General features: G+C 46.9%; 20 protein-coding genes. 13 read left to right on the top strand and 7 right to left on the bottom strand.

The window, feature by feature from the left end:
• Window positions 1-28: 28 nt before the first annotated feature.
• Window positions 29-1,356, top strand: a protein-coding gene (locus tag ACQ31U_RS04690; RefSeq protein ID WP_431053927.1) for an IS3 family transposase whose coding sequence is annotated in 2 segments (ribosomal slippage) — window positions 29-506 and window positions 506-1,356 — 1,329 coding nt in all. Because the reading frame shifts where the segments join, the coding sequence is not laid out codon by codon here.
• Between the two features lie 43 nt (window positions 1,357-1,399).
• On the opposite strand, the gene ACQ31U_RS04685 is transcribed toward ACQ31U_RS04690, so the two are convergent.
• Window positions 1,400-2,320, bottom strand: coding sequence for an FCD domain-containing protein (locus ACQ31U_RS04685; protein ID WP_431053926.1), 921 nt, complete (start codon window positions 2,318-2,320; stop codon window positions 1,400-1,402).
• A 154-nt stretch (window positions 2,321-2,474) separates the two neighbouring features.
• Here ACQ31U_RS04685 and ACQ31U_RS04680 point away from each other — a divergent pair, with 154 nt between their 5' ends.
• From ACQ31U_RS04680 to ACQ31U_RS04650, 7 genes are read left to right on the top strand one after another with little or no spacing between them, the layout of a single operon-like run.
• A complete protein-coding gene (locus ACQ31U_RS04680; protein WP_431053925.1) occupies window positions 2,475-3,479 on the top strand; it encodes a zinc-binding alcohol dehydrogenase family protein in 1,005 nt (334 codons plus the stop codon).
• Between the two features lie 54 nt (window positions 3,480-3,533).
• The gene (locus ACQ31U_RS04675; protein WP_431053924.1) at window positions 3,534-4,523 is read left to right on the top strand and encodes a C4-dicarboxylate TRAP transporter substrate-binding protein; all 990 of its coding nucleotides are present in this window, start codon (window positions 3,534-3,536) and stop codon (window positions 4,521-4,523) included.
• Window positions 4,524-4,568: 45 nt separating this feature from the next.
• On the top strand, window positions 4,569-5,072 hold the full coding sequence (locus tag ACQ31U_RS04670) for a TRAP transporter small permease (protein ID WP_431053923.1): 504 nt from the start codon (window positions 4,569-4,571) through the stop codon (window positions 5,070-5,072).
• Window positions 5,069-6,355: a TRAP transporter large permease gene (locus tag ACQ31U_RS04665; protein ID WP_431053922.1), complete on the top strand. Its 1,287-nt coding sequence runs from the start codon at window positions 5,069-5,071 to the stop codon at window positions 6,353-6,355. Before ACQ31U_RS04670 ends, ACQ31U_RS04665 begins: the two co-directional genes overlap by 4 nt.
• Window positions 6,356-6,378: 23 nt before the next feature.
• Window positions 6,379-7,836, top strand: coding sequence for a tagaturonate reductase (locus tag ACQ31U_RS04660; protein WP_431053921.1), 1,458 nt, complete (start codon window positions 6,379-6,381; stop codon window positions 7,834-7,836).
• A gap of 3 nt (window positions 7,837-7,839) precedes the next feature.
• On the top strand, window positions 7,840-9,327 hold the full coding sequence (locus ACQ31U_RS04655) for a UxaA family hydrolase (RefSeq protein WP_431053920.1): 1,488 nt from the start codon (window positions 7,840-7,842) through the stop codon (window positions 9,325-9,327).
• Window positions 9,328-9,342: 15 nt separating this feature from the next.
• Window positions 9,343-10,287: a sugar kinase gene (locus tag ACQ31U_RS04650; RefSeq protein WP_431053919.1), complete on the top strand. Its 945-nt coding sequence runs from the start codon at window positions 9,343-9,345 to the stop codon at window positions 10,285-10,287.
• A 420-nt stretch (window positions 10,288-10,707) separates the two neighbouring features.
• Here the strand turns inward: ACQ31U_RS04650 and fruA are convergent, their stop codons facing one another.
• The 4 genes from fruA to ACQ31U_RS04630 form a co-directional block, all read right to left on the bottom strand.
• Window positions 10,708-12,396, bottom strand: a complete 1,689-nt coding sequence (gene fruA, locus ACQ31U_RS04645) for a PTS fructose transporter subunit IIBC (RefSeq protein ID WP_431053918.1) — start codon at window positions 12,394-12,396, stop codon at window positions 10,708-10,710.
• 4 nt (window positions 12,397-12,400) lie between these two features.
• Entirely contained in the window at window positions 12,401-13,342 is a 942-nt protein-coding gene (gene fruK / locus ACQ31U_RS04640) for a 1-phosphofructokinase (RefSeq protein ID WP_431053917.1), read from the bottom strand.
• Window positions 13,343-13,355: 13 nt separating this feature from the next.
• Window positions 13,356-14,885 (bottom strand): fused PTS fructose transporter subunit IIA/HPr protein, encoded by a 1,530-nt coding sequence (gene fruB, locus ACQ31U_RS04635; RefSeq protein WP_431053916.1) that lies wholly within the window; start codon window positions 14,883-14,885, stop codon window positions 13,356-13,358.
• Window positions 14,886-15,135: 250 nt separating this feature from the next.
• Window positions 15,136-15,621, bottom strand: a complete 486-nt coding sequence (locus ACQ31U_RS04630; protein ID WP_431053915.1) for a hypothetical protein — start codon at window positions 15,619-15,621, stop codon at window positions 15,136-15,138.
• A 160-nt stretch (window positions 15,622-15,781) separates the two neighbouring features.
• Here ACQ31U_RS04630 and ACQ31U_RS04625 point away from each other — a divergent pair, with 160 nt between their 5' ends.
• The 3 genes from ACQ31U_RS04625 (at window position 15,782) to glpE (ending at window position 17,617) form a co-directional block, all read left to right on the top strand.
• Complete coding sequence (locus ACQ31U_RS04625; protein WP_431053914.1) at window positions 15,782-16,324, top strand: TIGR00645 family protein; 543 nt, start codon at window positions 15,782-15,784, stop codon at window positions 16,322-16,324.
• Window positions 16,325-16,346: 22 nt separating this feature from the next.
• Window positions 16,347-17,219, top strand: a complete 873-nt coding sequence (locus ACQ31U_RS04620; RefSeq protein WP_431053913.1) for a DMT family transporter — start codon at window positions 16,347-16,349, stop codon at window positions 17,217-17,219.
• Window positions 17,220-17,284: 65 nt separating this feature from the next.
• The gene (gene glpE / locus ACQ31U_RS04615) at window positions 17,285-17,617 is read left to right on the top strand and encodes a thiosulfate sulfurtransferase GlpE (protein WP_431053912.1); all 333 of its coding nucleotides are present in this window, start codon (window positions 17,285-17,287) and stop codon (window positions 17,615-17,617) included.
• A gap of 353 nt (window positions 17,618-17,970) precedes the next feature.
• Here the strand turns inward: glpE and ACQ31U_RS04610 are convergent, their stop codons facing one another.
• Complete coding sequence (locus tag ACQ31U_RS04610; protein ID WP_431053911.1) at window positions 17,971-18,285, bottom strand: DUF5389 family protein; 315 nt, start codon at window positions 18,283-18,285, stop codon at window positions 17,971-17,973.
• 93 nt (window positions 18,286-18,378) lie between these two features.
• On the opposite strand from ACQ31U_RS04610, the gene ACQ31U_RS04605 reads away from it, so the two are divergent.
• Complete coding sequence (locus tag ACQ31U_RS04605) at window positions 18,379-19,227, top strand: rhomboid family intramembrane serine protease (RefSeq protein WP_431053910.1); 849 nt, start codon at window positions 18,379-18,381, stop codon at window positions 19,225-19,227.
• Between the two features lie 90 nt (window positions 19,228-19,317).
• Here the strand turns inward: ACQ31U_RS04605 and adhE are convergent, their stop codons facing one another.
• Complete coding sequence (gene adhE / locus ACQ31U_RS04600) at window positions 19,318-21,939, bottom strand: bifunctional acetaldehyde-CoA/alcohol dehydrogenase (RefSeq protein ID WP_431053909.1); 2,622 nt, start codon at window positions 21,937-21,939, stop codon at window positions 19,318-19,320.
• 298 nt (window positions 21,940-22,237) lie between these two features.
• On the opposite strand from adhE, the gene rraB reads away from it, so the two are divergent.
• Entirely contained in the window at window positions 22,238-22,672 is a 435-nt protein-coding gene (gene rraB, locus ACQ31U_RS04595) for a ribonuclease E inhibitor RraB (RefSeq protein ID WP_431053908.1), read from the top strand.
• Window positions 22,673-22,682: the final 10 nt, after the last annotated feature.

Genomic DNA, 22,682 nt, shown 5'->3' with positions numbered 1-22,682 from the left:
AAACCAACTGACTAAGGTGCAGATTTTTATGACCAAATATACCCAAGCATTTAAACAACACACAGTTGAATATTACTTTCAACATGCTCAATCTCTCAGTCAAACATCAAAACACGTTCAAGTTGCACCACGCTGTATTCGTCACTGGGTTGCGCAATATCAACATGCGGGCTCAGATGGCTTGCGAGTCAAACATACTGCCCGAAAATTTACCGTCGAAGAAAAGCTTCAAGCCGTCAAATTAGCCCGACAAGGGCTGTTCTCCCTTGAACACATCGCCTTAACCTTGGGTATCTCAGGAGGCACTGTTATTTCTAAATGGTTGCAACGATTCAAACAATTTGGCATAAATGGACTGATTGATAAGCCCAAAGGACGACCAGCCGTGAATAAACCGAATAAATCGAAAAAACACGTTAAGCCATTAACGCCGTTAAAACAATTAGAACAAGAGAATTTACGTTTGCGTGCGGAGAATGCCATCTTAAAAAAGTCGATGGAATTATCCCTGAAAGACGAAGCCGAAAGGCAGAAATTGTTAAAGCCTTAAACGGTGATTTTCCGCTTAATTTATTATTAGATATCATTAAGTTAGCTCGAAGCACTTACTTTTACCATCAACAACCGAAGACAGATAAAGAGGCCGATTTAAAAGCGGAAATTCGTCAAATTAAACGAGAGAATCCGCAGTATGGCTATCGCCGAGTGACATTGGCACTCGGTACGGTCAATCACAAAAAGGTGCAACGTTTGATTCAGATGATGGGCTTACAGGTGAAAGAGAGGAAAAAACGGAAATATTGTTCTTACAGAGGTGAAGTGGGTCGAATTGCTGATAATCTGTTAGTACGTCATTTTACGGCGGAAAATGCCTACGAGAAATTAGTGACCGATGTCACTGAATTCAAAGCGAAAGACGGCAATAAAGTGTATTTATCGCCGATTTTAGATTTATTTAACAATGAGGTGATTGCCTATCAACTTGGTCGTCGTCCAAACCGGGCACTGGTTGAGCAGATGTTGCGACAAGCCGTGAATAAGCTCCCGAAGGAGGCAACGCCGATATTACATTCAGACCAAGGCCGGCAGTATCAAATGCCGTCTTATCGCAAGATATTGGCAGATAATCAGATTCAAATCAGTATGTCGAGAAAGGGAAATTGTTTGGATAATGGCGCAATGGAAAGTTTTTTCGGCAGGCTGAAGACAGAATGTTTTTATGTTCGGCAATTTGATACGGCAGATGACATTGAGCAGGCTATTCATCAATATATGCAGTATTACAATACTGAACGGATTCAAGTAAGATTAAAAGGATTAAGCCCGATACAATATCGAATTCAATCCTTTCATTAAGCAGTCCAACTTTTTGGGGGCAGATCATAAAAGTGCGGTTTTTTTACGACTTATGAATTAATGCAATACTGTTTTTTAGAGTTTTCTTGGCGGTATTCAAGTGTTGTTTCAACTCTTTTGTTGCACCTAATTTATCATTATTTAAAATATTCTGAATAATAACCAAATGTTCTTCCACCGCTAAAACATTGCGCTCAAGTAAATTCCTATTATCCCATTGATAATGAAAATGAAATACAACGGAAATCAGTTCAATAAAATCATCAATAAAAGGATTATTGGCAGCAGAGAGTAATAATGTGTGGAGTTTATTGTCCAATCCGGAAAAGTCAGGATACTCTTTTACTACATTATTGCGTAATTTTTGATGTAGATTAAATAATATTCTCATTTCTTTCCAGCGTTGGTTCTCTTTTGGTAGCTGCATAAAACACTCTAATGCGTGAATTTCAAGTAGCTCTCTTAATTCGAATAATTTGTCCGCATAATATTCATTAATTTCAATTAACTGCCATCTTCCTCTTGATAAACTTTCTATCAAATTAAAGCGAGAATATTGAATCAAATATTCTCTAACGGTAAAAATATTCACAGAGGCATCTTTAGAAAGTTGTAATTCTGTAAAAATATCGCCGGGTTTTAGTGATTTCTTTTGAATAACCTCTTTAAAATAAGTATCAATCACGTGGTATTGATTTTTTCGTGGATATTTTATTCTGATTTCAGCAAGAAAATCATGTCTCTCTGGTTGACGAATAACCAAGTATTGCTCCTCTTTCTTTTCAAGAAGCCGAATTTTGAGTAAATGTTGGATTGTATGGCGAATCGTGGTTCGGCTGACATTACAAAGTTCCGCTAACATAACTTGTGATGGTAGGGGAGATTTAAGTTGTCCATTAGAAATAAGTTCAAGCATTTGATTTATAGTGTCATTCCTTAGGTTTTGATTACGTCCTCGGCTCATTTTTCAACCCTTGTTCTTTTTTGTTTTGAATAAAAAACACTAAAAAAACATAAAAGCATATTATCTATCACAAATCAATCAACTAAGTTTAGAAGATCAGAAAAATTAGAAAATAATGTATACATCACGTTAAAACTTATTTAAGGATTGCATTATGAAGTCACTTGTATGTACAGAACCATTTGTATTGAACTACCAGGAAAGAGATATCCCTTGTGCCAAAGATAATGAAGTGGTTATCAAGGTATCGGCGGTAGGCATTTGCGGTACGGATATCCATGCTTATCAAGGCAATCAACCATTTTTTGAATACCCGAGAGTATTAGGACATGAAGTTTGTGGCAATATTACCGCCATCGGTAGCAAAGTGCATAACTATAAAATTGGACAGCGAGTCGCATTAATTCCGTATTTATCTTGTGGTAAATGTGTTGCCTGCCAAAAAGGAAAAACCAATTGTTGTGAGAAGATCTCGGTAATGGGGGTTCACCAAGATGGCGGATTCAGCGAATTTCTGGCAATCTCGGATACAAATATCATTCCGTTGGCTGATAATGTCGATGATATCAGTGCAGCATTAATCGAACCTTTTGCCATTAGTGCGCATGCAGTTCGCAGGGCACAAGTCAGTAAAAATAACAATGTGTTGGTTATCGGTGCCGGTCCGATAGGATTAGGAGTAGCGGCAATAGCCATTGCAGACGGTGCAAATGTTGTGGTTGCGGATACCAGTTTGTCAAGACGGCAGCATATTCAGCAAAAATTAAGTGTGAAAGTCGTCGATCCATTATCTGAAAAAATAGAAAATTATTTTGGCAGTATGTTACCTGAAATCGTTATTGATGCCACCGGTAATCCACATTCAATGAATAACGCTGTTAATTTTATTTGTCACGGCGGCAGAATAGTTTTTGTCGGATTATTTAAAGGTGATTTGGTTATTCATGATCCGGATTTTCACAAAAAAGAAACGACATTAATGGGAAGTCGTAATGCGACGCAAGAGGATTTTACTAAGGTTCAGAAATTAATGTCAGAAGGGAAATTAAATTCATCCATGATGCTCAGCGACACATTTAACTATACTGAACTTGCGGATATTTATGAGGAAAAGATTGTTAAAAATAAAAACTTGGTAAAAGGAGTAATACTCTACTAATCGGTCTGAATTTAAAAAAATACAGACTATCATGATAATAAGCGAGGGCATTTTATGGCTATTTTAAAAAAATTAAAAACGATTTCTTTGTTAGGTCTCATTGGGTTAAGCGTGAGTTTTACCGTGCAATCCGCGACAGAAATTATGGTTGCTTATGGAAATCAACCGGGTGAACCAATTGACAAAGCAATGCATTATTGGGCTGATCAGGTTAAAGAAAAATCCAATGGTGATATTGTTTTTAAATTATTTCCATCAAGCCAACTTGGTAGTGAAACGGAGGTCATGGAACAAGCAAAATTCGGGGCGAATATTATTACGATTAGTGATTACGGCGCACTAATGGATATTGTACCTGATCTGGGGATTATCAATGCGCCTTATTTAAGCCAGTCATTTGAAAAGAAATCAAAATTATTACATTCGGAATGGTTTAATAATTTATCTGCACAATTAGATCAAAAAGGCGTGCATATTGTTGTACCGGATGTGATCTACGGTACAAGACATTTATTGACTAAAAGAGCAGTGACTAAACCGGAAGATTTGAGAGGAATGAAAGTGCGGGTGCAACACTCTCGTTTATTTGTTGCCACTATTAGAGCAATGGGCGGTGTACCGACGCCTATGTCATTGGCGGATGTTTATCCGGGCTTGTCCGAAGGTATTATCGATGGATTGGAGAACCCGACCGTCGTGTTATTTGGCGGTAAATTTTATGAAGTGGCTAAAAACTTAAACCTAACGGCACACACCAAACATATGTCTCCATTTGTAGCTGGCAATGCCTTTTGGCAGCGTTTAACACCGGAACAACAAAATATTATCAAAGAAACCGGTGTCGACATGGTGAAGTACGGTGCTGCGCTTATTGAGCAAAATGAAACTGAAGCATTAAATAATTTGAAAGATGCGGGTGTTACTGTGAATGAGGTTGATCTGGAGGAATTTGAAAGTGCGGTTAAAGAGCAAATCCAAAAAGATTTTCCCGAATGGACACCAAATTTATATGCAGATACTCAAAAATTACTTGCTGAATTTTAATTATCCAAAGGGGAGTTTTCTCCCCTCTTCTTTGAGGAATAAAATATGGCAGATATCCCTAAAAAATCTCAATCTCTCTGGGTAAAATTAAGCTCACTTGACGAGATTTTAGCTTCTGTTTTTTTAGCTATTATCGTTATACTTTCCGCTTATGGTGTTGTGACACGTTATATATTAAACTCACCAAGTGCCTGGGTGGAAGAAGTTTGTATCGTATTTTTTATTTGGTTTACCTTTTTGGCTTCTAGTGCTCTCGCTAAAAATAATGAGTTAATAAGAATTGATTATCTGTTAACAAAGATACCAGCTCGGATAGCTAATATTATTGATGGAATATTTCAACCGTTGGTAATGATATTTTGTTTGATTTTTATGATCTATCTTGGTTTTAAATTGCTTCCTATGGCACAGTTTAGATTTACTCCCTCATTACAATTATCGTATGCCTATATTTATGCGGTGATTCCGATTAGTGCTTCATTCATGTTTTTTTATGAGGTTAGAAAGATAGTTTATTTCTTTAGAATAAATAGAGGAAATAAATCATGAGTATTCTGATTCCAATTATTCTTTTATTAGTGCTGTTTATTTTAGGTATTCCAGTTGCATTTTGTATCTTTTTTTCTACGTTAAGTTACTTTTTAATGAGTGATTTACCTATGATTATGTTGGTGCAAAGATTAGCAGGTGGGTTAGAATCCGTTACGTTATTGGCTATTCCGTTTTTTATTATGGCTGGGGTGTTTATGAATCATTCTGGTATCAGTGAAAGGTTATTAAAATTCTGCGAAGTACTCACTGGGCATTTAAATGGCGGATTAGCGCAAGTCAATGTTGCACTGAGTACTTTAATGGGCGGGCTATCCGGTTCTAATATTGCCGATGCCGCCATGAACTCAAAACTTTTAGTACCACAAATGGTCGCTAGAGGTTATAGCGCTTCTTTTTCATCAGCAGTGACTGCTGCCGGATCACTTATTACCCCGATCATTCCACCAGGCATTGCGATGATTATTTATGGCTATGTGAATAATGTTTCTATTGGTCGTTTATTTCTAGCGGGTGTTGTCCCCGGATTTTTACTCTGTATTTTAATGATGATCTTGGTTTCTATTATTTCGAAAAAGCGCGGATATTTACCGATCAGGGAAAAGAGAGCTTCATGTAAAGAGATTCTTTTTTCAGCTAAAGATGCAGTTTTAGCTCTGATGTTACCGGTTATTATTATTGGTGGGATCCGAATGGGGGTTTTTACACCAACGGAAGCCGGTGCAATAGCAGTTATTTATGCACTAATTTTAGGGATGTTTATCTATAGAAAAATGGATCTGCGTCAGTTATGGTTTGCTACCAGAGAATCTGCACTTGGTGCAGCAAATGTCTTATTAATTATCTGTGTTGCCGTCGGTTTTTCTAAATTTTTGACTTGGGAAAGAGTTCCGCAATCGTTAGCAATGTGGATTACCCAAATTGTGGATAGTCCGTTAACATTTTTAATGATTGTAAATGTTACCTTATTAATTTTAGGAATGTTCTTAGAAGGCAATGCCATTATGATCGTGCTTGCACCTCTACTTGCACCTATTGCACATTCATATGGTATTGATCCAATTCACTTTGGGATTGTTTTTATTTTTAACGGTGCTATTGGAACAATCACCCCTCCACTGGGAACAGTGATGTTTACTACGTGCTCTATTACTGAGGTGCCAATCGAAAAATTTATTAAAGATGTCATGCCATTCTGGGCGTTATTAATGGTTGAACTTTTATTATTAACTTATATACCTGCAATTACTACAACGTTACCTAATTTTATCTATGGATCTTAATGAATTTTGTATAAGGATATAAAATGAAAAAATTAAATAGAACTAACTTCCCCGGTCCGCAATACCCGACCAAAATCCTCCAATTTGGCGAGGGGAATTTTCTGCGGGCTTTTATTGACTGGCAAATTGATCTTTTGAATGAAACAACCGGGTTAAACGCCGGGGTGAGCGTTGTGCGTCCGATTGATACCGATTTTCCACTGTCGTTAAATAGCCAAGACGGGCTGTATACTACGATTATCCGTGGTTTAAATGAGCAAGGCGAAGCGGTGAAACAAGCGCGGATTATCCGCTCGGTCAATAACGAAATCAATATTTATCAAGATTTTGCCGCTTATCTGGCGTTGGCGCGCGATGAAAATATTCAAATGGTATTTTCCAACACCACCGAAGCCGGGATCAGCTATCATGAACAGGATAAATTCGATGATGCGCCGCCGAGCAGTTATCCCGCCAAACTGACCCGTTGGCTGTATGAACGTTTTGCCCATTTCAACGGGGATCCGAGCAAAGGCTTGACTTTATTGCCATGCGAATTGATTGATTATAACGGCGAGCAACTGAAACAACTGGTGCTGAAATACGCGGCGCAGTGGCGGTTGACACCGCACTTTAGCGCTTGGATTGAACAACACAATACTTTTTGTTCCACCTTGGTCGATCGCATTGTCACCGGCTATCCGCGTGATGAAGTGAGAGCGCTTGAGCAGGAATTCGGCTACCGAGACAGCTTCTGGGACACCGCCGAATATTTTTACCTGTTCGTGATCCAAGGTCCTGAATCGGTGAAGCAGCTGCTCAAGTTAGATCAAGCCGAGATGAATATTTTGGTGGTGGACGACATTAAGCCGTATAAAGAGCGCAAAGTGGCGATTCTGAACGGGGCGCATACCGCACTTGTGCCGGTGGCGTATCTGGCGGGCATGGATTATGTCGGCGAAAGTATGGACGATCCGCAATTGCGTGAGTTTGTCGAGGCAACCATTCATCGGGAAATCATTCCGGTGCTGTCGTTGCCGCAAGCGGAGCTGCAGCAGTTTGCCGCAGATGTGATCAAGCGTTTCCGCAATCCGTTTATCAAACATCAGCTACTGTCGATTTCGTTGAACAGTATGACCAAATATGTCACCCGCATTCTGCCGCAGTTATTGGCGTATCATCAGAAATTTCACCGTTTGCCGCGTCGTTTGACCTTTGCCTTGGCGGCGCTAATCGCTTTTTATCGCGGTAAACGTAATAATGAAACGATTCCGTTAAATGATGATCCATTTTGGTTGCAACATTATGCGTTGTGGTGGCGGCAAGTTGAAACACAACAGATGACGTTATCCCAGTTGGTGAGTAATGTTTTATCGCAACGAGACCACTGGCAAGTGGATTTAACCGTGGAACCCGGTTTAACGCTGGCGGTCACCGAACAACTGCAATCGATTTTGGATCACGGCATTCGGACTTCCTTAAGAATTTATTGTAAGGATTGAGCCATGAAACAGCTGATTAAAATCAATCCGCAGGATAATGTCGCCGTTGCGTTGCAGGATTTAAGCGCCGATAGCCAAGTTGAATTGGACGGTTTAATCCTGTCGATCAAAAGTGCGGTGACGCGCGGGCATAAAATTGCCTTGCAGCCGATCGCAAGCGGAGAATTGGTGATCAAATACGGTTACCCGATTGGGCATGCCACGCAGCCGATTGTGTTGGGCGAACATGTGCATATGCATAACACCAAAACCAATTTAAGCGATATTAATGACTATCAATATACACCGGTTTCAACCGCACTTGCAGCGCAAGGGTCGGACAGAGCGGTGCAGGTGTATCGCCGTGCAAACGGCGATGTCGGAATCCGTAACGAACTCTGGATTGTGCCGACGGTCGGCTGTGTGGTCGGCATTGCCCGTCAGATTCAAAAACAATTTTTGCAGAATCACCCTGAACTGGCGATTGACGGGGTTTATACGTTTAACCATAGCTACGGCTGTTCGCAGCTGGGCAACGACCACGAAAACACCAAAATCATTTTGCAGGATATGGTCAAACACCCGAATGCCGGCGGCGTGCTGGTGATCGGTTTAGGCTGTGAAAATAATCAAGTCAGCGTGTTTCAACAAACCTTAGGCGATTATGACCCGCAGCGGGTGAAATTTATGGTGTCGCAGAAAGTGGAAGATGAGATTGAAGCCGGGGTTGCCTTGCTCGACACCTTATATCGGCAAATGGCGCAAGACAAGCGGCAGGCGGGCAAACTGAGCGAAGTGAAATTCGGTTTGGAATGCGGCGGTTCCGACGGTTTTTCCGGTATCACCGCCAATCCGCTGCTGGGGCGGTTTTCCGATTATTTAACCAGTCACGGCGGCACCACCGTCTTGACCGAAGTGCCGGAAATGTTCGGTGCGGAACGGATTTTAATGAGCCATTGCCGCGACGAGCAGGTGTTCAATAAAACCGTTGCTATGGTGAATGATTTCAAACACTATTTTATCCGCCACCAACAACCGATTTATGAAAACCCATCGCCGGGCAATAAAGAGGGTGGGATCACCACTCTGGAGGATAAATCGCTCGGCTGCACGCAAAAAGCCGGACATAGTCAGGTGGTCGATGTGCTGAAATATGGCGAACGCCTGCAAACACCCGGCTTGAATTTATTGAGCGCCCCGGGCAATGACGCGGTGGCGACCAGCGCCTTAGCGGCGGCGGGCTGTCATATCGTACTCTTTACCACCGGACGCGGAACGCCTTACGGCGGTTTTGTACCGACCCTGAAAATCGCCACCAACAGCGAATTGGCGCAGCGCAAAAAGCACTGGATCGATTTTGATGCCGGACAGTTGCTGCATGAGGTTTCAATGCCGCAGTTGCTGCAACAATTTATCGATCTGCTGGTGGCGACGGTCAACGGGCAGCCGAGTAAAAACGAGCTGAATGATTTCCGCGAACTGGCGATTTTCAAAAGCGGTGTGACCTTATAGCGAGGAAATGGCAAGATGACGAAAAAAGTCGCCATTATCGGCGAATGTATGATCGAGCTGTCGCTGAAACAGGCAAAGCCACCGCAATTGGCGTTCGGCGGCGATACCTTGAATACCGCCGTTTATCTGGCGCGCTTGCTGAAAAATCAAGCTGCTGAAATCCATTATGTAACCGCACTTGGGCAAGATACGTTCAGCCGGCAGATGTTGGCGCAGTGGCAGCTAGAAGGCATTCGCACCGAGTTGGTGCAAACCTTGGCGGACAAATTGCCCGGTTTGTATTCGATTGTCACCGATCCGCAAGGCGAGCGCAGTTTCTATTATTGGCGCAACGATTCGGCGGCGCGTTACTGGCTGCAAACCACCGACAGCGCGGCGATTACGGCACAATTGGCAACCTTTGATTATCTCTATCTCAGCGGTATCAGTCTGGCGATTTTGGATCAGGCAAGCCGAGAAAAACTGTACGCCTTGTTAGCCGAATTTAAACGCAACGGCGGCAAGCTGGTGTTCGATAACAACTACCGTCCGCGCCTGTGGCAAGATGTGGCAACCGCACAGCAGGTGTATCAACAAATCTTATTGCTTAGCGATATTGCCTTTTTAACCCTTGACGATGAAACCGCACTTTGGGGCGGTAAATCCGGTGAAAGTGCAGTTGAAACGGTGATTGCGCGCACGCAGGGTTACGGCGTGAACGAAATCGTGATTAAGCGCGGCGCAGACAGTTGCATTGTCGCCGTGCAGCGGCAACGCGTTGACATCGCCGCCAATAACATTGCCGCCGAAAAGGTGATCGACACCACCGCCGCCGGCGACTCGTTCAGCGCCGGTTATTTGGCGGCACGCTTATGTGGCAGTGATATAGAAAGTGCGGTTCGGCAAGGACACCAACTGGCCGGCACGGTGATTCAACACCGCGGCGCAATTATCCCGTTGGCAGCAATGTCACGCCTTTAACAATGGGATAAAAAAGAAACCTCGGCACGAGACCGGGGTTTGAGGCGGATGACAAAGTCGCTTTCTCTAATCATTTCCCTCCCTCCGTATACGGAGGGAGGTGTCCGAAGGACGGAGGGAGGCATAAAGAATGTTAAAAATAAATATGTTGCATTTTCATATTCCCCCTCCCTCCCCATTTTTCTTGCAAAAAATGGTACTCCCTCCGCACGCAGAGGGAGAGAAGTAAGTTTGTCAGCAATCTCAAACCCCGGCACAAGACCGGGGTTTTAGGCGGATGACAAAGTCGCTTTCTCGAATAATTTCCCTCCTTCCGTATACGGAGGGAGGTGTCCGAAGGACGGAGGGAGAGAAGTCAGTTTGTCAGCAATCTCAAACCCCGGCACGAGACCGAGGTTTTGCATTTTAACGCAGCCAGGATTAAACCAACTCTTCTTCTTTTGGTTTGATTGCGGCGTACAGGAAGCCGGTGACGGCGGTACCGGCAAGAATCGCCACTAAGTATAACAACACCGGTTGGATTGCGCCCGGGATTGCCAAAACGAAGATTCCGCCGTGCGGCGCCATCAGTTGTGCGCCGAACAGCATGGAGAGTGCGCCGGTTAGGGCGCCGCCCGCCATACAGCTTGGGATCACGCGCATTGGGTCGCGTGCGGCGAATGGGATTGCGCCTTCGGAGATAAAGCATAATCCCAATACGAATGAGGCTTTGCCGCCCTCGCGCTCGCTGGCGGAGAATTTTTTACGCGCCAAGAAGGTTGCCAAGCCCATGCCCAATGCCGGCACCATGCCCGCCGCCATCACCGCCGCCATTGGCAGGTAGGTGGACGAAGCCAGTAAGCCGACGCCGAAGGTGTAAGCGGCTTTGTTGACCGGGCCGCCCATATCGAAACACATCATCGCACCCAAGATAATACCGAGCATAATTGCGCTGCCGGATTGCATGCCTTTCAGGAATTCGGTCATGCTGTTCATAATCCAAGCCACCGGGTCGCCAACCACATAAATCATGACTAAGCCGGTGATTAAGGTGGCAAAGAACGGAATGATTAAAATCGGTTTTAATGCATTCATGGTCGGCGGCAGTTGCACTTTGTCGGCGATAAATTTCGAGACGTAACCGCCTAAGAAACCAGAGATAATCCCGCCGAGGAAACCGGCGCCGAGGGAACTGGCGAGCATGCCGCCGACCAAACCCGGGGTTAAGCCCGGGCGGTCGGCAATCGAGTAGGCGATATAACCGGACAACACCGGAATCATCAAACCAAAGGCGCTGCCGCCGCCGATTTGCATTAATGCCGCTGCTAACGTGCCTTCCTCTTTAAAGGCTTCGATCCCGAAGACAAACGACAGCGCAATAATCAAGCCTCCGGCAACCACCACCGGCAACATATGCGATACCCCGGTCATCAAGTGGCTGTACACGCCTTTTTTCTCGCTTTTCGCTTCCCGCTTAACCGCACTTTGTGCCGTGGCAGTGAACATTTTGGCTTGTTTAAACGCTTTATCGAACTCTTGTGCTGTTTTTTTCAAGGCGAGACCGGTGGAAGTGCGGTACATCAATTTACCGTCGAATTTGCTCAAATCCACATCAATATCGGCAGCGACAAATACCAAATCCGCCGCGGCGACTTCTTCCGGGCTGATCGGGTTGCCGGCGCCCACTTGACCGCGGGTTTCCACTTTCACGTTCCAACCTTGCTGTTTAGCGTAGGCTTCGATTGCTTCCGCCGACATAAAGGTATGCGCCACGCCGGTTGGGCAGGCAGTAACCGCAACGATATTTTTAACCGCATTCCCGCCAGTGCTGACCGCACTTGCCGCCGCTGCACCGCTTGGCGCCACATAATCTGTCGCATTGGCAAGCGCGTCGGACAAGGTTTTTTCCGGGGCGCTAAAGGCGCTGTCCAGGTTTGCCAGATACACTTTTTTGCCTGCCAGTTGCGGGTTATTCGGCAAATTATCGCCTAACACCACGGCGAGATCGGCGTCGGCGGCATTGTCCACCACTTGATGTGTCGCATTGCCGGCGGCTGCGGCTAATACTTGGCGTACCAAAAAGGTTTTCGCTTTGCCTAAAGCGCTGCCTTCTACCAGTAGAATTTTCATGTTGTTATCCTTCTAGAACGTTAATTTTAACTTGCTGCAAAATCGTATCGAGCAACGTGCGATCGTTGATACCGACGTTACTTTGCGAAACCGCAAAAGCGGAAACCGCACTGGCAAAAGCCAAGGTTTGCGCTTGTGTCCAACCTTGGCTGATCCCGTAAATCAATCCCGCGACCATCGAATCGCCGGCGCCGACGGTGCTGACCACGTTTTCGCATTTCGGCGGCTGTGCCTGCACCACCGCCTTGTCACTCAGCCACACCGAGCCTTCGGCGCCCATCGAAATAATCACATTGGCAATGCCTTGCGCTTTCAGTTGTTTGGCGGCGGCGATAATCTCCGCCAAACTGTTTAACGGTTTGCCGATCCAAGCTTCCAATTCGCGTTGGTTTGGTTTCACCAACCACGGATTGGCTTTTAAACCGGCGGTCAGCGCGGCGTTGCTGCTGTCGAGCACCACTTTCACGCCGCTTTGTCCCAATTGACTCAGCCATTGGGTGAATTGTTGCGGGCTGACGCCGCGCGGCAAGCTGCCGCACACCGCCACCACATCAAAGGTTTTGCTCCAGTTCAGCGAATCTTGGGTAAATTTCGCCCAGTCGCTGTCGCTGATTTGATAGCCTAAAAAGTTCAGGTCGGTGACATCAGCCTCCGTTTCAGTGATTTTTACGTTGATCCGTGTCTTACCGGGAACACGTTGGAATTTATCTTCCAAATTCAACGCCTGAAACATCTGGCTGAAGTCACCTTGATTCTCTTCGCCGAGAAAACCGCTCACCGCTACAGCGACATTCAAATCATATAGCACTTTCGCCACATTAATGCCTTTGCCTGCCGGGAACAACCCCAAGGTTTCGACGGTATTGACTTCGCCCAACGCAATGCGCGGTAAACGCCCGACCAGATCGTAGGCGGTGTTTAAGGTGATCGTTGCAATTTTTGCCATGTGAAGCCCCTTATTATTCGCCTAAACCGGCGGCAATCGCCGCACCGATGGCGTCAATTGCCTGCTGTGCGTCATCGCCCTTGGCGACAAAGCGCAATTTATGGTTTTTCAGCGCACCGAGGGCGACTACTTTCATCATGCTTTTCGCACTCACTGCCGCCGATTGGCGATCTAAATTTTCTACGGTAATTGCCGATTGGAATTTCTTCGCTTCCTGCACCAACAAAGCACAAGGGCGGGCGTGTAAGCCGTGTTCATTTTTCAGACTGAAAGTGCCTTCGGCTTGTGCTTCGCTACTTGCCGCCGACTCACTTTGCACGGCGGGCGTGCTACTTGCCGGTGCGGCGACCGCACTTGCCACTTCTTCAATCGTATCCGGTGTTTTTGGAGTTACGCCGGCGTCTTCGCCCAAGCCGTCGGCAATCGCTTTGCCAATGGCTTCAATCGCGGCTTTGGCGTCATCGCCTTCCGCCACAAAGCGTAAACGGTGTCCGGCAACCACGCCGAGCGCCACCAGTTTCATCAGGCTTTTCGCGTTCACGGCGTTGCCCGGGCGATCCAGATTTTCCACCGTGACTTTGGCGGCAAACGGTTTAACCGTGCTGACTAACAGCGCACCCGGACGGGCATGCAAGCCGTGTTCGTTACGCACGGTGAAGGTGCCGATCACGTGATCGACCGCACTTGCCGTGGTACCTGCCGCTACGCTTGCCGCCAATTTACCTTCTAACAACGCCATCACCTGTTCCGCGCTGTTGGCGGTTAAAAGTGCGGTTTGGAGCTCGTTATTCAGCAGACGGGTTAATACCGGGTTTAATTGATCGTCAAGTGCCGCGACGGTCACCACCGCTTGTACGCTTTGACCCTTGCCGTTTTGAAACGCCTGTTTGGCACGGCTGAACGCCACGGCGTTATATTGGTTGCCTTGCGCATTATCGTTCAGCCAAATGCCGTTACCTAATGGCAAGCCGGGATCGGCGATGACTTGGCTGACAAAACGGTTATCGACCGCACTTTTGGCTTCCAATTTACCGGCGTTAATCGCGGTTAAGGTCAGCACGCTGGCGGTGTCAACATCTAATGAGATGAAATCCGCTTGCAACGCAGGCTCTGTTTTCTCACCCATCAAAATCGCGCGGAATTCGGCTTTATCTTGCAGCGTGACCAATGAAGCGGCGGTGTCGTCATCGCCTAACACGTGGGTTAATTGGCGCAATAATGCCAAATGTTCGTCGGAACGGGCGGCAATGCCGATTACGATATAAGCGGTGTTGCCTTCGCCCCATTCGACTCCTTGCGGGAATTGGAAAATTTGCACGCCGGTGTTTTTCACCATATCACGGGTTTCCAACGTACCGTGCGGAATGGCAATGCCGTTGCCTAAAAAGGTGGAGGTTTGCTGTTCGCGCGCTAACATGCCTTGCAGATAGCCCGCTTCGACATAGCCGGCTTGCACCAAGGCGTTCGCCGCCATTTCGATTGCTTGTTGTTTATTATCGGCAGTTGCTGATAAATGAATGTTGTTTTCCGGTAAGTTAAACATTCAATTGCTCCTATAGTTACGGGTAAAGAAAAAACGTTATCTTTTTTGCTGTACAAAAAGCAAGCGGTTTATTTTTGCATCTCCTTGAAAAATCGTTTCAGCAAAGAAAGAAAAAATTTTGCCGCTGTAGTTATGAGTCTCTTTACAACGACAAATTGACGATGGCTTTATTATTCGCCATTCGCCTGCGCAGTTCAAGGTAAACGGCGGGAAATTTGCTTAAAAAGTGATATGTATCACATTTTATCCGCTATTTTTGACAAACCGCCAAGAATTGCTCGGTGCCGGCGCTCAGATAGGGATCATTTTCCGTCCGCACACGGCTTTTGCTTAAATCGCGCATTGCATCGTAGATACCTTGGGTCAGGCTCGGTTTATTCAATTGCGACCAACAATTGCTGTTTAAACGGGAAAAGTTGTTTTGCAGTTCGCCGGCGAACACCACGCCGCTGCGAAAGGCGTAAATATTGCTGTCTTGCAGTTGGTTGTACAGCTTATCACGCATGTTGGCGACGCTCTCTTTAATATCGCCGCGATACCACGCCTGCGCGCCGCGCGCAAAATCATCGACTTCATAGTTTTTATCGACAATGCCGTCAAACGACTGCACCGTGGTTTGGTAAGCAATCGCATAGGATTTGGCGTCGCGTTGGCTGTCCGCCAGATCAATCACCGGTTTACTGCTACAAGCGGCTAAAATCAGTGCCGCCGTTATCAGCGCTACTTTTTTTAACATCAGTTTTCTCCTTAAACCGCACTTTTTGTTGATTACGGTTATTTTATGCCACTTCTTGCGCGTTTTGTCGATAATTTTCTTGTGCCGAATCTTGCTATTTCGCCGGAAAATCGGTAATTTTCCACTCACTTTTATTCACCTCTTAATGAAGACACATAATATGGAAACAACCGTTGAAAAAAGAGATCGGGTCAGAAGAACCTCGATTTTCAGTAAAATCATCTTTGCCAGCCGCTGGATTCAACTGCCGATTTATATCGGGCTGATTGTGGTGCAAATGGTGTATGCTTATAAATTTATCAAATCGCTGTGGGAATTGCTGGCCAACCTGAATCAGATGAACGAAAGCATGGTGATGTTGGCGGTGCTGAACCTGATTGACGTGGTGATGATTGCCAATTTGTTGATTATGGTGATTGTCGGCGGCTATGAAACGTTCGTTTCCAAATTGAACACCGATGATCACCCGGATCAGCCGGAATGGTTGAACCATGTCAACGCCTCGGTGCTGAAGGTGAAATTATCGATGGCGATTATCAGTATTTCGTCGATTCACATGTTGCAAACTTTCATTAATGTCGGCAATCTGCCGGAGAAGCAGATGATGTGGCAGTTGCTGCTGCACCTCGGCTTTTTGGCGTCGGCGTTGGCGATGGCGTATACCGACCGGATTTTATACGGCACTACCCATAAAAATCACTAATTAAAGTCAAAGTGCGGTTAAGATGACGGATCTCAGTAAAGGCATTGCGGCAATGCTGATCTCAGCCTTGGGTTTTACCGTGATGGCGGTGTGTATCAAACTTGCCGGCGATCTGCCGGTGACGGAAAAATCGATTTTCCGCAATGCCATCGCGGCTTTACTGAGCGGCTATTTGGTGTGGAAAAACCGCACTTCCTTTATCGGGCATAAGCAAAACCGCCGCACCTTAGTGTTGCGTTCGGTTTTCGGTTTGTTCGGCGTGTTGCTGGGGTTCTATTCCATCGATCACCTGCTGTTGAGTGACGCCGATATGATCATGAAACTGTCGCCGTTTATCTTAATCGCGCTGTCGGCGCTGTTTCTGCAAGAACGGGTGACGCCACGCCAAATCCTGCTGTGTCTGGTTGCGTTGCTCGGCGTGGTGCTGATTATCCGTCCGTTTGCCGATTCAATGCAAACCGCACTTTCCGCCTATCTGATCGCGATTCTCGGTGCGGTGTTCGCGGCGGCGGCGTATTTGATGTTGCGCGTGCTGGCGTTGAGCCCGAAAGTGGAATCGCCTTACACCATCGTGTTTTTCTTTTCCTGCTTTTCTACCTTGGCACTGCTGCCGCCGGTGTTATGGCAGTTTAAGCCGATGTCGTTGCAACAACTTGGCTATTTGTTGCTGTCCGGGGTGATGGCGACGGTCGGGCAGTTCGGCATTACTTTGGCTTACCGTTACGCCAGCGCCAAAGAAGTGTCGATTTATTCTTATGCTTCGGTGCTGTTTGCCGCGCTGTTCAGTGTGTTATTGTTTGGGCAGTATCCCGATTGGTTCAGTTGGGGCGGTTATCTGTTGATTTTTCTCAGCGGTTACTGGATGTATCGCTTAAACCGCAAAACGGCGGTTTAATTGCTTTCATCACGCGGCTTAAACTGTTAACATTCGCGCAACATCCGTCAGTAAGGGAATATGCGATGACAACCGAGATCGAAACCGTTACGCCACAACAGGCTTGGCAGCAGGTGCAGGACGGCACGGCGCTGTTGCTGGATATTCGCGATTTACAAAATTACCGCTTCCGCCGCGCACCGCAGGCGTTTCATTTAACCAATCAAAGTTACGGCGAACTGTTGGATCGTTATGACTATGACTTTCCGCTGTTGGTCAGCTGTTATCATGGTGTCAGCAGCCTCAACGTCGCCCGCTTTTTGCTGGAGCAGGGCTTTGATTACGTGTACAGCGTACAAGGCGGCTTTGACGGCTGGCTGCGTGCCGGGCTGCCGACCGAGAGTGATTTGCACGATTAAGTCCACCCTCATCCGCCCTTCGGGCACCTTCTCCCATCAAGGGAGAAGGGATTTTTATCGTCTCGATTCATGGTGATAATCTCTTCGCCTCTTGTGGGAGAAGGACAGATTTTCGCTTTGTTCAGAAACGAAAATCAGGATGAGGGGCGCATTGTTTGATTTCACTCTCATCCGCCCTTCGGGCACCTTTTCCCATCAAGGGAGAAAGGATTTTTATCGTCTCGATTCATGGTGATCTTCCCTTCGCCCCTTGTGGGAGAAGGACAGATTTTCGCTTTGTTCAGAAACGAAAATCAGGATGAGGGGGCATTGTTTGATTTCACTTTCATCCGCCCTTCAGGCACCTTTTCACATCAAGGAAGAAGGGCGGTAATCAAATAACTTAAAAAACCATAGAATAAAATAAAACCGGCGAACAACAAGCTCTGCGCTAGACGCGGTGCCGATTGGCGCAGTTTGTTCAGTAATACTGCAACCGTCAATAACAGCAACGGATACAGCCAAAGTGCGGTGGAGAGCCAATAGACTTCGCGGTTGCTCAAGCTTGGATGATCGCCAACCGACGGCGAAATCAACAGCGCCAGCGGCCACAAAATGGCAGGCAGGCAAAACAGCGCCAAGCCCCAGGCAAAAGCGGAAAAGCCGGTCGGCAGTTGTGGTTTGGTCATTTTTTTATCCTTTGTACTTCTCATCTTTTGAGCGAACGGCTAGTATAGCGCAATCCGTTTATTACTGAAGCATTTATTACTGAAGCAATTATTATGATGAAAGTGATCCTCAGCAGCGAGCAAGCGGAGTTGGCACTGCGTTTCCGAGATTATATCCGTCAGCGTTATCAGCGCGATCTGCCGCTGTATCAAGAACAGAACGTTTATTTATTGGCAGTGGAACAAGACGATCCGCAGCTGACCGCACTTTTGGGCGAAGCGGAACAGTATCGGCGCGATCCGTTTGACGAAAAATATACCCAAGCCAGCTGGCAGGACGGCGAAACCTATTCGCTGCAAGGGCGTTTCAGCAGTTGGCTGCCGAATATCGGCAATTGGCGCAACGCACTGCGCCAGGCGCCGCTGACTTGGACGCTTGCTTTGCTGTGTGTCGCGGTCTATCTCTTGACTCTGAGCGGCTATCGTGCCGAGGTGTATCAATGGGCGCATTATCCGGAAAATAGCAGCCAATATTCGCAACTGTGGCGTTTTGTCAGCCATGCGCTGGTACATCTGTCGTTTTCGCATATCTTGTTCAACCTGACTTACTGGCTGGTGTTCGGCGCGATGATCGAACGCAAAAACGGCAGCGGCAAGTTGTTTATGCTGTTTTTCGCCGCAGCGGTGATCAGCGGCAGCGTACAAAACGCCTTTAGCGGCGCGGCATTTTTCGGTTTGTCCGGCGTGGTGTTCGCCGTGTTGGGCTATGTCTATCTGCTGAGCCGGCTTGATCCGCAACAGCGTTACCGCTTGCCGAGCGGCTTTATTTATCTGCTGCTGATCGGTGTGTTGTTCGGCTTTGTTTCGCCATTAGTTGATATTGCGGTCGGCAATGCGGCGCATATTTCAGGGCTTATGGTCGGCTTGGCATTGGCGTGGTGGCAAGCACATTGGCAGAAATAACCGTCGAGATAACATAAGAAAAACCGCACTTTCAGATTTAAAAGTGCGGTTTCAGCGAGATAAGATTAGGCTTTACTTATTTGTCGCCACTTACTTGTCGCCGTAAAACGCTTTGGTTAGGATCACTTCCATATCTTCCACCATCGGCAAGCGCGGGTTTGCCGGGGAGCATTGGTCTTCAAACGCCAGCAAGGCGATCTCGCGGCGGCTGTCCATCCACTCTTGTTCGTTCAAACCTTGATCTTTAAAGCACATTTTAATCCCGACTTTTTGCGCTAAATCCGAACAGGCTTGGGCGAAGGCTTCGACCCCTTCCGCCGGGGTGGCGCACGGCAAGCCGAGCACTTTGGCGATGTCTTGGTATTTCACATCGGCTTTGTAGTAGTTATATTTCGGCCAGGTCGCGGTTTTTTGCGGACGGGTGCCGTTATAGCGGATCACGTGCGGCATTAAAATCGCATTGGTGCGTCCGTGCGGGGTGTGAAAACGGCCGCCGATTTTGTGCGCCAACGAGTGGTTCATGCCCAAGAACGCATTGGCAAACGCCATGCCGGCGATGGTCGAGGCGTTGTGCATTTTTTCGCGCGCTTCCGGATCGGACGCGCCGTTTTTGACCGAACGTTCCAAATATTCAAACACCAGCTTAATCGCTTGCAATGCCAAGCCGTCGGTGAAGTCGTTTGCCAAGGTGGAGACATAGGCTTCGGTGGCGTGGGTCAACACGTCCAAACCGGTGTCGGCGGCAACGTGCGCCGGCACGCTCATGGTGAACGACGGATCGACAATCGCCACGGTCGGGGTTAATGAATAGTCGGCGATCGGGTATTTTTTATCGCCTTCGCTGATCACCGCAAACGGCGTCACTTCCGAGCCGGTGCCGGAGGTGGTCGGAATGCCGATAAAGCGCGCTTTGCGTCCTAATTGCGGGAATTTGAACGCCCGTTTGCGAATATCCATGAATTTTTGTACCAGATCACGGAAATCGACTTCCGGTTGTTCGTAGAACAGCCACATCACTTTTGCCGCGTCCATTGCCGAGCCGCCGCCTAAGGCGATGATAGTATCCGGTTGGTAGTTACGTAACAGTTGCGTACCACGGCGCACGGTTTCAATGCTCGGATCCGGCTCGACATCGGCGAACAATTGATAGGTGACATGGTTGCCGCGCGCCGTCAGTTGGTTGGCAATTTTTTCAACAAAGCCCAAATCCACCATGGTACGGTCGGTGACGATCACCACGCGTTCCATGCCTTTCATGGATTGTAGATATTGGATGGAATCCCGTTCAAAGTAGATTTTTGAAGGCACTTTAAACCACTGCATATTATTTCTCCGTCTGCCCACGCGTTTGATATTTAACAGATTGACCGCACTGACATTGTTGCCGACGGAATTTTTACCATAAGAACCGCAACCTAAGGTTAAGGAAGGCAGGAAGGAGTTATACACATCGCCGATCCCGCCGAAGGTGGAAGGGGAATTCCAAATCACACGGATTGCTTTCACCCGTTCGCCGTACTCCTTGGCGATCTTGGCGTCTTTAGTATGGATTGCGGCGGAGTGTCCCAAACCGTGGAAATTCACCATTTGTTCCGATAATTCGAAGCCGTGTTCGGTGGAGTCGGATTTGAGAATCGCTAACACCGGCGACAGTTTTTCACGGGTCAACGGCTCTTTTTCACCGACTAAGGCACATTCGGCGGCTAAAATATTGGTTTTTTCCGGCACGCTGAAACCGGCTTGTTCGGCGATCCAAAATGCGGATTTGCCGACCACCGCCGCATTTAATTTTGCGCCGCTACAATTGGCGGAATTGGCTTTTACTCCGAAGATAAAGCTTTCTAATAACGCTTTTTCTTTTTTATTGACGAAATACACGCCGTAGGATTTCATCTCATTGACAAAATCGTCATACACTTCTTTATCGACAATCGCCGCTTGTTCGCTGGCGCAAATCATGCCGTTATCGAACGCTTTCGACATCACGATATCGTGGGTGGCTTGTTTGATATCCGCACTTTTTTCCACATATGCCGGCACGTTGCCTGCCCCGACGCCCAATGCCGGTTTGCCGCAAGAGTAAGCCGCTTCCACCATGGCGTTACCGCCGGTGGCTAAAATGGTGGCAATGCCCGGGTGTTTCATCAATGCCGCCGTACCTTCCATCGACGGATTTTCAATCCATTGTACGCAGTCTTTCGGCGCACCGGCGGCAACCGCCGCGTCATATACCACACGTGCGGCATGGGCGGAACATTGTTGTGCCGATGGGTGGAAAGCAAATACAATCGGATTCCGGGTTTTTAAGGATATTAAGGCTTTAAAAATCGCGGTCGAGGTCGGGTTGGTGGTCGGGGTGATCCCGCAAACCACGCCGACCGGATCGGCAATTTCGGTAACCCCGGTGACATCGTCATCGCTGATTACGCCGACGGTTTTCAAATGGCGCATATTATTCACCACATATTCGCAGGCAAACAGGTTTTTGGTGGCTTTGTCCTCAAACACACCGCGCCCGGTTTCCTCCACGGCGTGCATGGCGAGCACGCCGTGCTGATCAAGGGCGGCAACCGAGGCTTTGGCAACGATATAATCAACTTGCTCTTGATTTAGCTTGCGAAACTCCTCCAGTGCAAGCAAGCCGCGCTCGACCAGTTGGTTGACTTCCGCTTGTGCCGGACTGACAGCCGTGTCTGTTGTCGTTTTGTTCATAATGATTTCTCCTAAAGTTTATCTAAATTAAAAATTTTCTGAGAAAAATTATAGGCGCTTGAAGCGAATATTTAAGTGTTATTTACCTCTAAAGAGTGATCTGGATCACGTTTTTATCAAACTCGGATTAAATCTTAACAAGCGGCTAACAGCTTGTTACAAATCATCTTTTGTTTAACATGATCCTGTGGTTTATCGGTTGGAAATCACAGGGAAAAAGATAAGGATTGTTTAATTTTGGCACCGGTCTTACAATGTGCGGGAAATAGAATCCGCTTATTTCAATTAAGGAGAAAGTATGAAAACGAAGCGTGAGCAGTTGCAACGGGAAACCCGCGAGATTATCGAGGATTTATTCAACGACGGCAGCGATCCTGAGGCGTTATACATCATTGAACACCACATTTCCCACCGTGATTTTGATAAGTTGGAAAAAATTGCCGTTGATGCGTTTAAAGCCGGTTATGAAGTATCGGAAGCGGAAGAGCTGGAAGACGAAAGCGGCAATGAGCTGTTCTGCTGCGATATTATCAGCGAAATCGAACTGAAAGCCGAACTCATCGACGCGCAGCAAAATGAACTGATTCCGTTAGTTGAAAAACACGGCGGCGCCTATGACGGTTGGGGCACTTATTTTGAAGACCCGAACGCCGATGAGGACGAATACGGCGACGACGGTGAATTTTTTGATGATGACGAAGACTTCGATGATGAGGAAGATACGCGCCACTAACCGCACTTTA

Source organism: Testudinibacter sp. TW-1 (genome assembly GCF_050613185.1).
Taxonomy (GTDB): domain Bacteria; phylum Pseudomonadota; class Gammaproteobacteria; order Enterobacterales; family Pasteurellaceae; genus Chelonobacter.
This window is presented reverse-complemented; position numbering and strand designations above follow the sequence as displayed.

Excerpts from the sequence above, each read along its gene's own strand:
- ACQ31U_RS04685 (WP_431053926.1), bottom strand. The coding sequence starts at position 2,320 with ATGAGCCGAGGACGTAATCAAAACCTAAGGAATGACACTATAAATCAA.
- ACQ31U_RS04680 (WP_431053925.1), top strand. The coding sequence starts at position 2,475 with ATGAAGTCACTTGTATGTACAGAACCATTTGTATTGAACTACCAGGAA.
- ACQ31U_RS04675 (WP_431053924.1), top strand. The coding sequence starts at position 3,534 with ATGGCTATTTTAAAAAAATTAAAAACGATTTCTTTGTTAGGTCTCATT.
- ACQ31U_RS04670 (WP_431053923.1), top strand. The coding sequence starts at position 4,569 with ATGGCAGATATCCCTAAAAAATCTCAATCTCTCTGGGTAAAATTAAGC.
- ACQ31U_RS04665 (WP_431053922.1), top strand. The coding sequence starts at position 5,069 with ATGAGTATTCTGATTCCAATTATTCTTTTATTAGTGCTGTTTATTTTA.
- ACQ31U_RS04660 (WP_431053921.1), top strand. The coding sequence starts at position 6,379 with ATGAAAAAATTAAATAGAACTAACTTCCCCGGTCCGCAATACCCGACC.
- ACQ31U_RS04655 (WP_431053920.1), top strand. The coding sequence starts at position 7,840 with ATGAAACAGCTGATTAAAATCAATCCGCAGGATAATGTCGCCGTTGCG.
- ACQ31U_RS04650 (WP_431053919.1), top strand. The coding sequence starts at position 9,343 with ATGACGAAAAAAGTCGCCATTATCGGCGAATGTATGATCGAGCTGTCG.
- fruA (WP_431053918.1), bottom strand. The coding sequence starts at position 12,396 with ATGAAAATTCTACTGGTAGAAGGCAGCGCTTTAGGCAAAGCGAAAACC.
- fruK (WP_431053917.1), bottom strand. The coding sequence starts at position 13,342 with ATGGCAAAAATTGCAACGATCACCTTAAACACCGCCTACGATCTGGTC.
- fruB (WP_431053916.1), bottom strand. The coding sequence starts at position 14,885 with ATGTTTAACTTACCGGAAAACAACATTCATTTATCAGCAACTGCCGAT.
- ACQ31U_RS04630 (WP_431053915.1), bottom strand. The coding sequence starts at position 15,621 with ATGTTAAAAAAAGTAGCGCTGATAACGGCGGCACTGATTTTAGCCGCT.
- ACQ31U_RS04625 (WP_431053914.1), top strand. The coding sequence starts at position 15,782 with ATGGAAACAACCGTTGAAAAAAGAGATCGGGTCAGAAGAACCTCGATT.
- ACQ31U_RS04620 (WP_431053913.1), top strand. The coding sequence starts at position 16,347 with ATGACGGATCTCAGTAAAGGCATTGCGGCAATGCTGATCTCAGCCTTG.
- glpE (WP_431053912.1), top strand. The coding sequence starts at position 17,285 with ATGACAACCGAGATCGAAACCGTTACGCCACAACAGGCTTGGCAGCAG.
- ACQ31U_RS04610 (WP_431053911.1), bottom strand. The coding sequence starts at position 18,285 with ATGACCAAACCACAACTGCCGACCGGCTTTTCCGCTTTTGCCTGGGGC.
- ACQ31U_RS04605 (WP_431053910.1), top strand. The coding sequence starts at position 18,379 with ATGATGAAAGTGATCCTCAGCAGCGAGCAAGCGGAGTTGGCACTGCGT.
- adhE (WP_431053909.1), bottom strand. The coding sequence starts at position 21,939 with ATGAACAAAACGACAACAGACACGGCTGTCAGTCCGGCACAAGCGGAA.
- rraB (WP_431053908.1), top strand. The coding sequence starts at position 22,238 with ATGAAAACGAAGCGTGAGCAGTTGCAACGGGAAACCCGCGAGATTATC.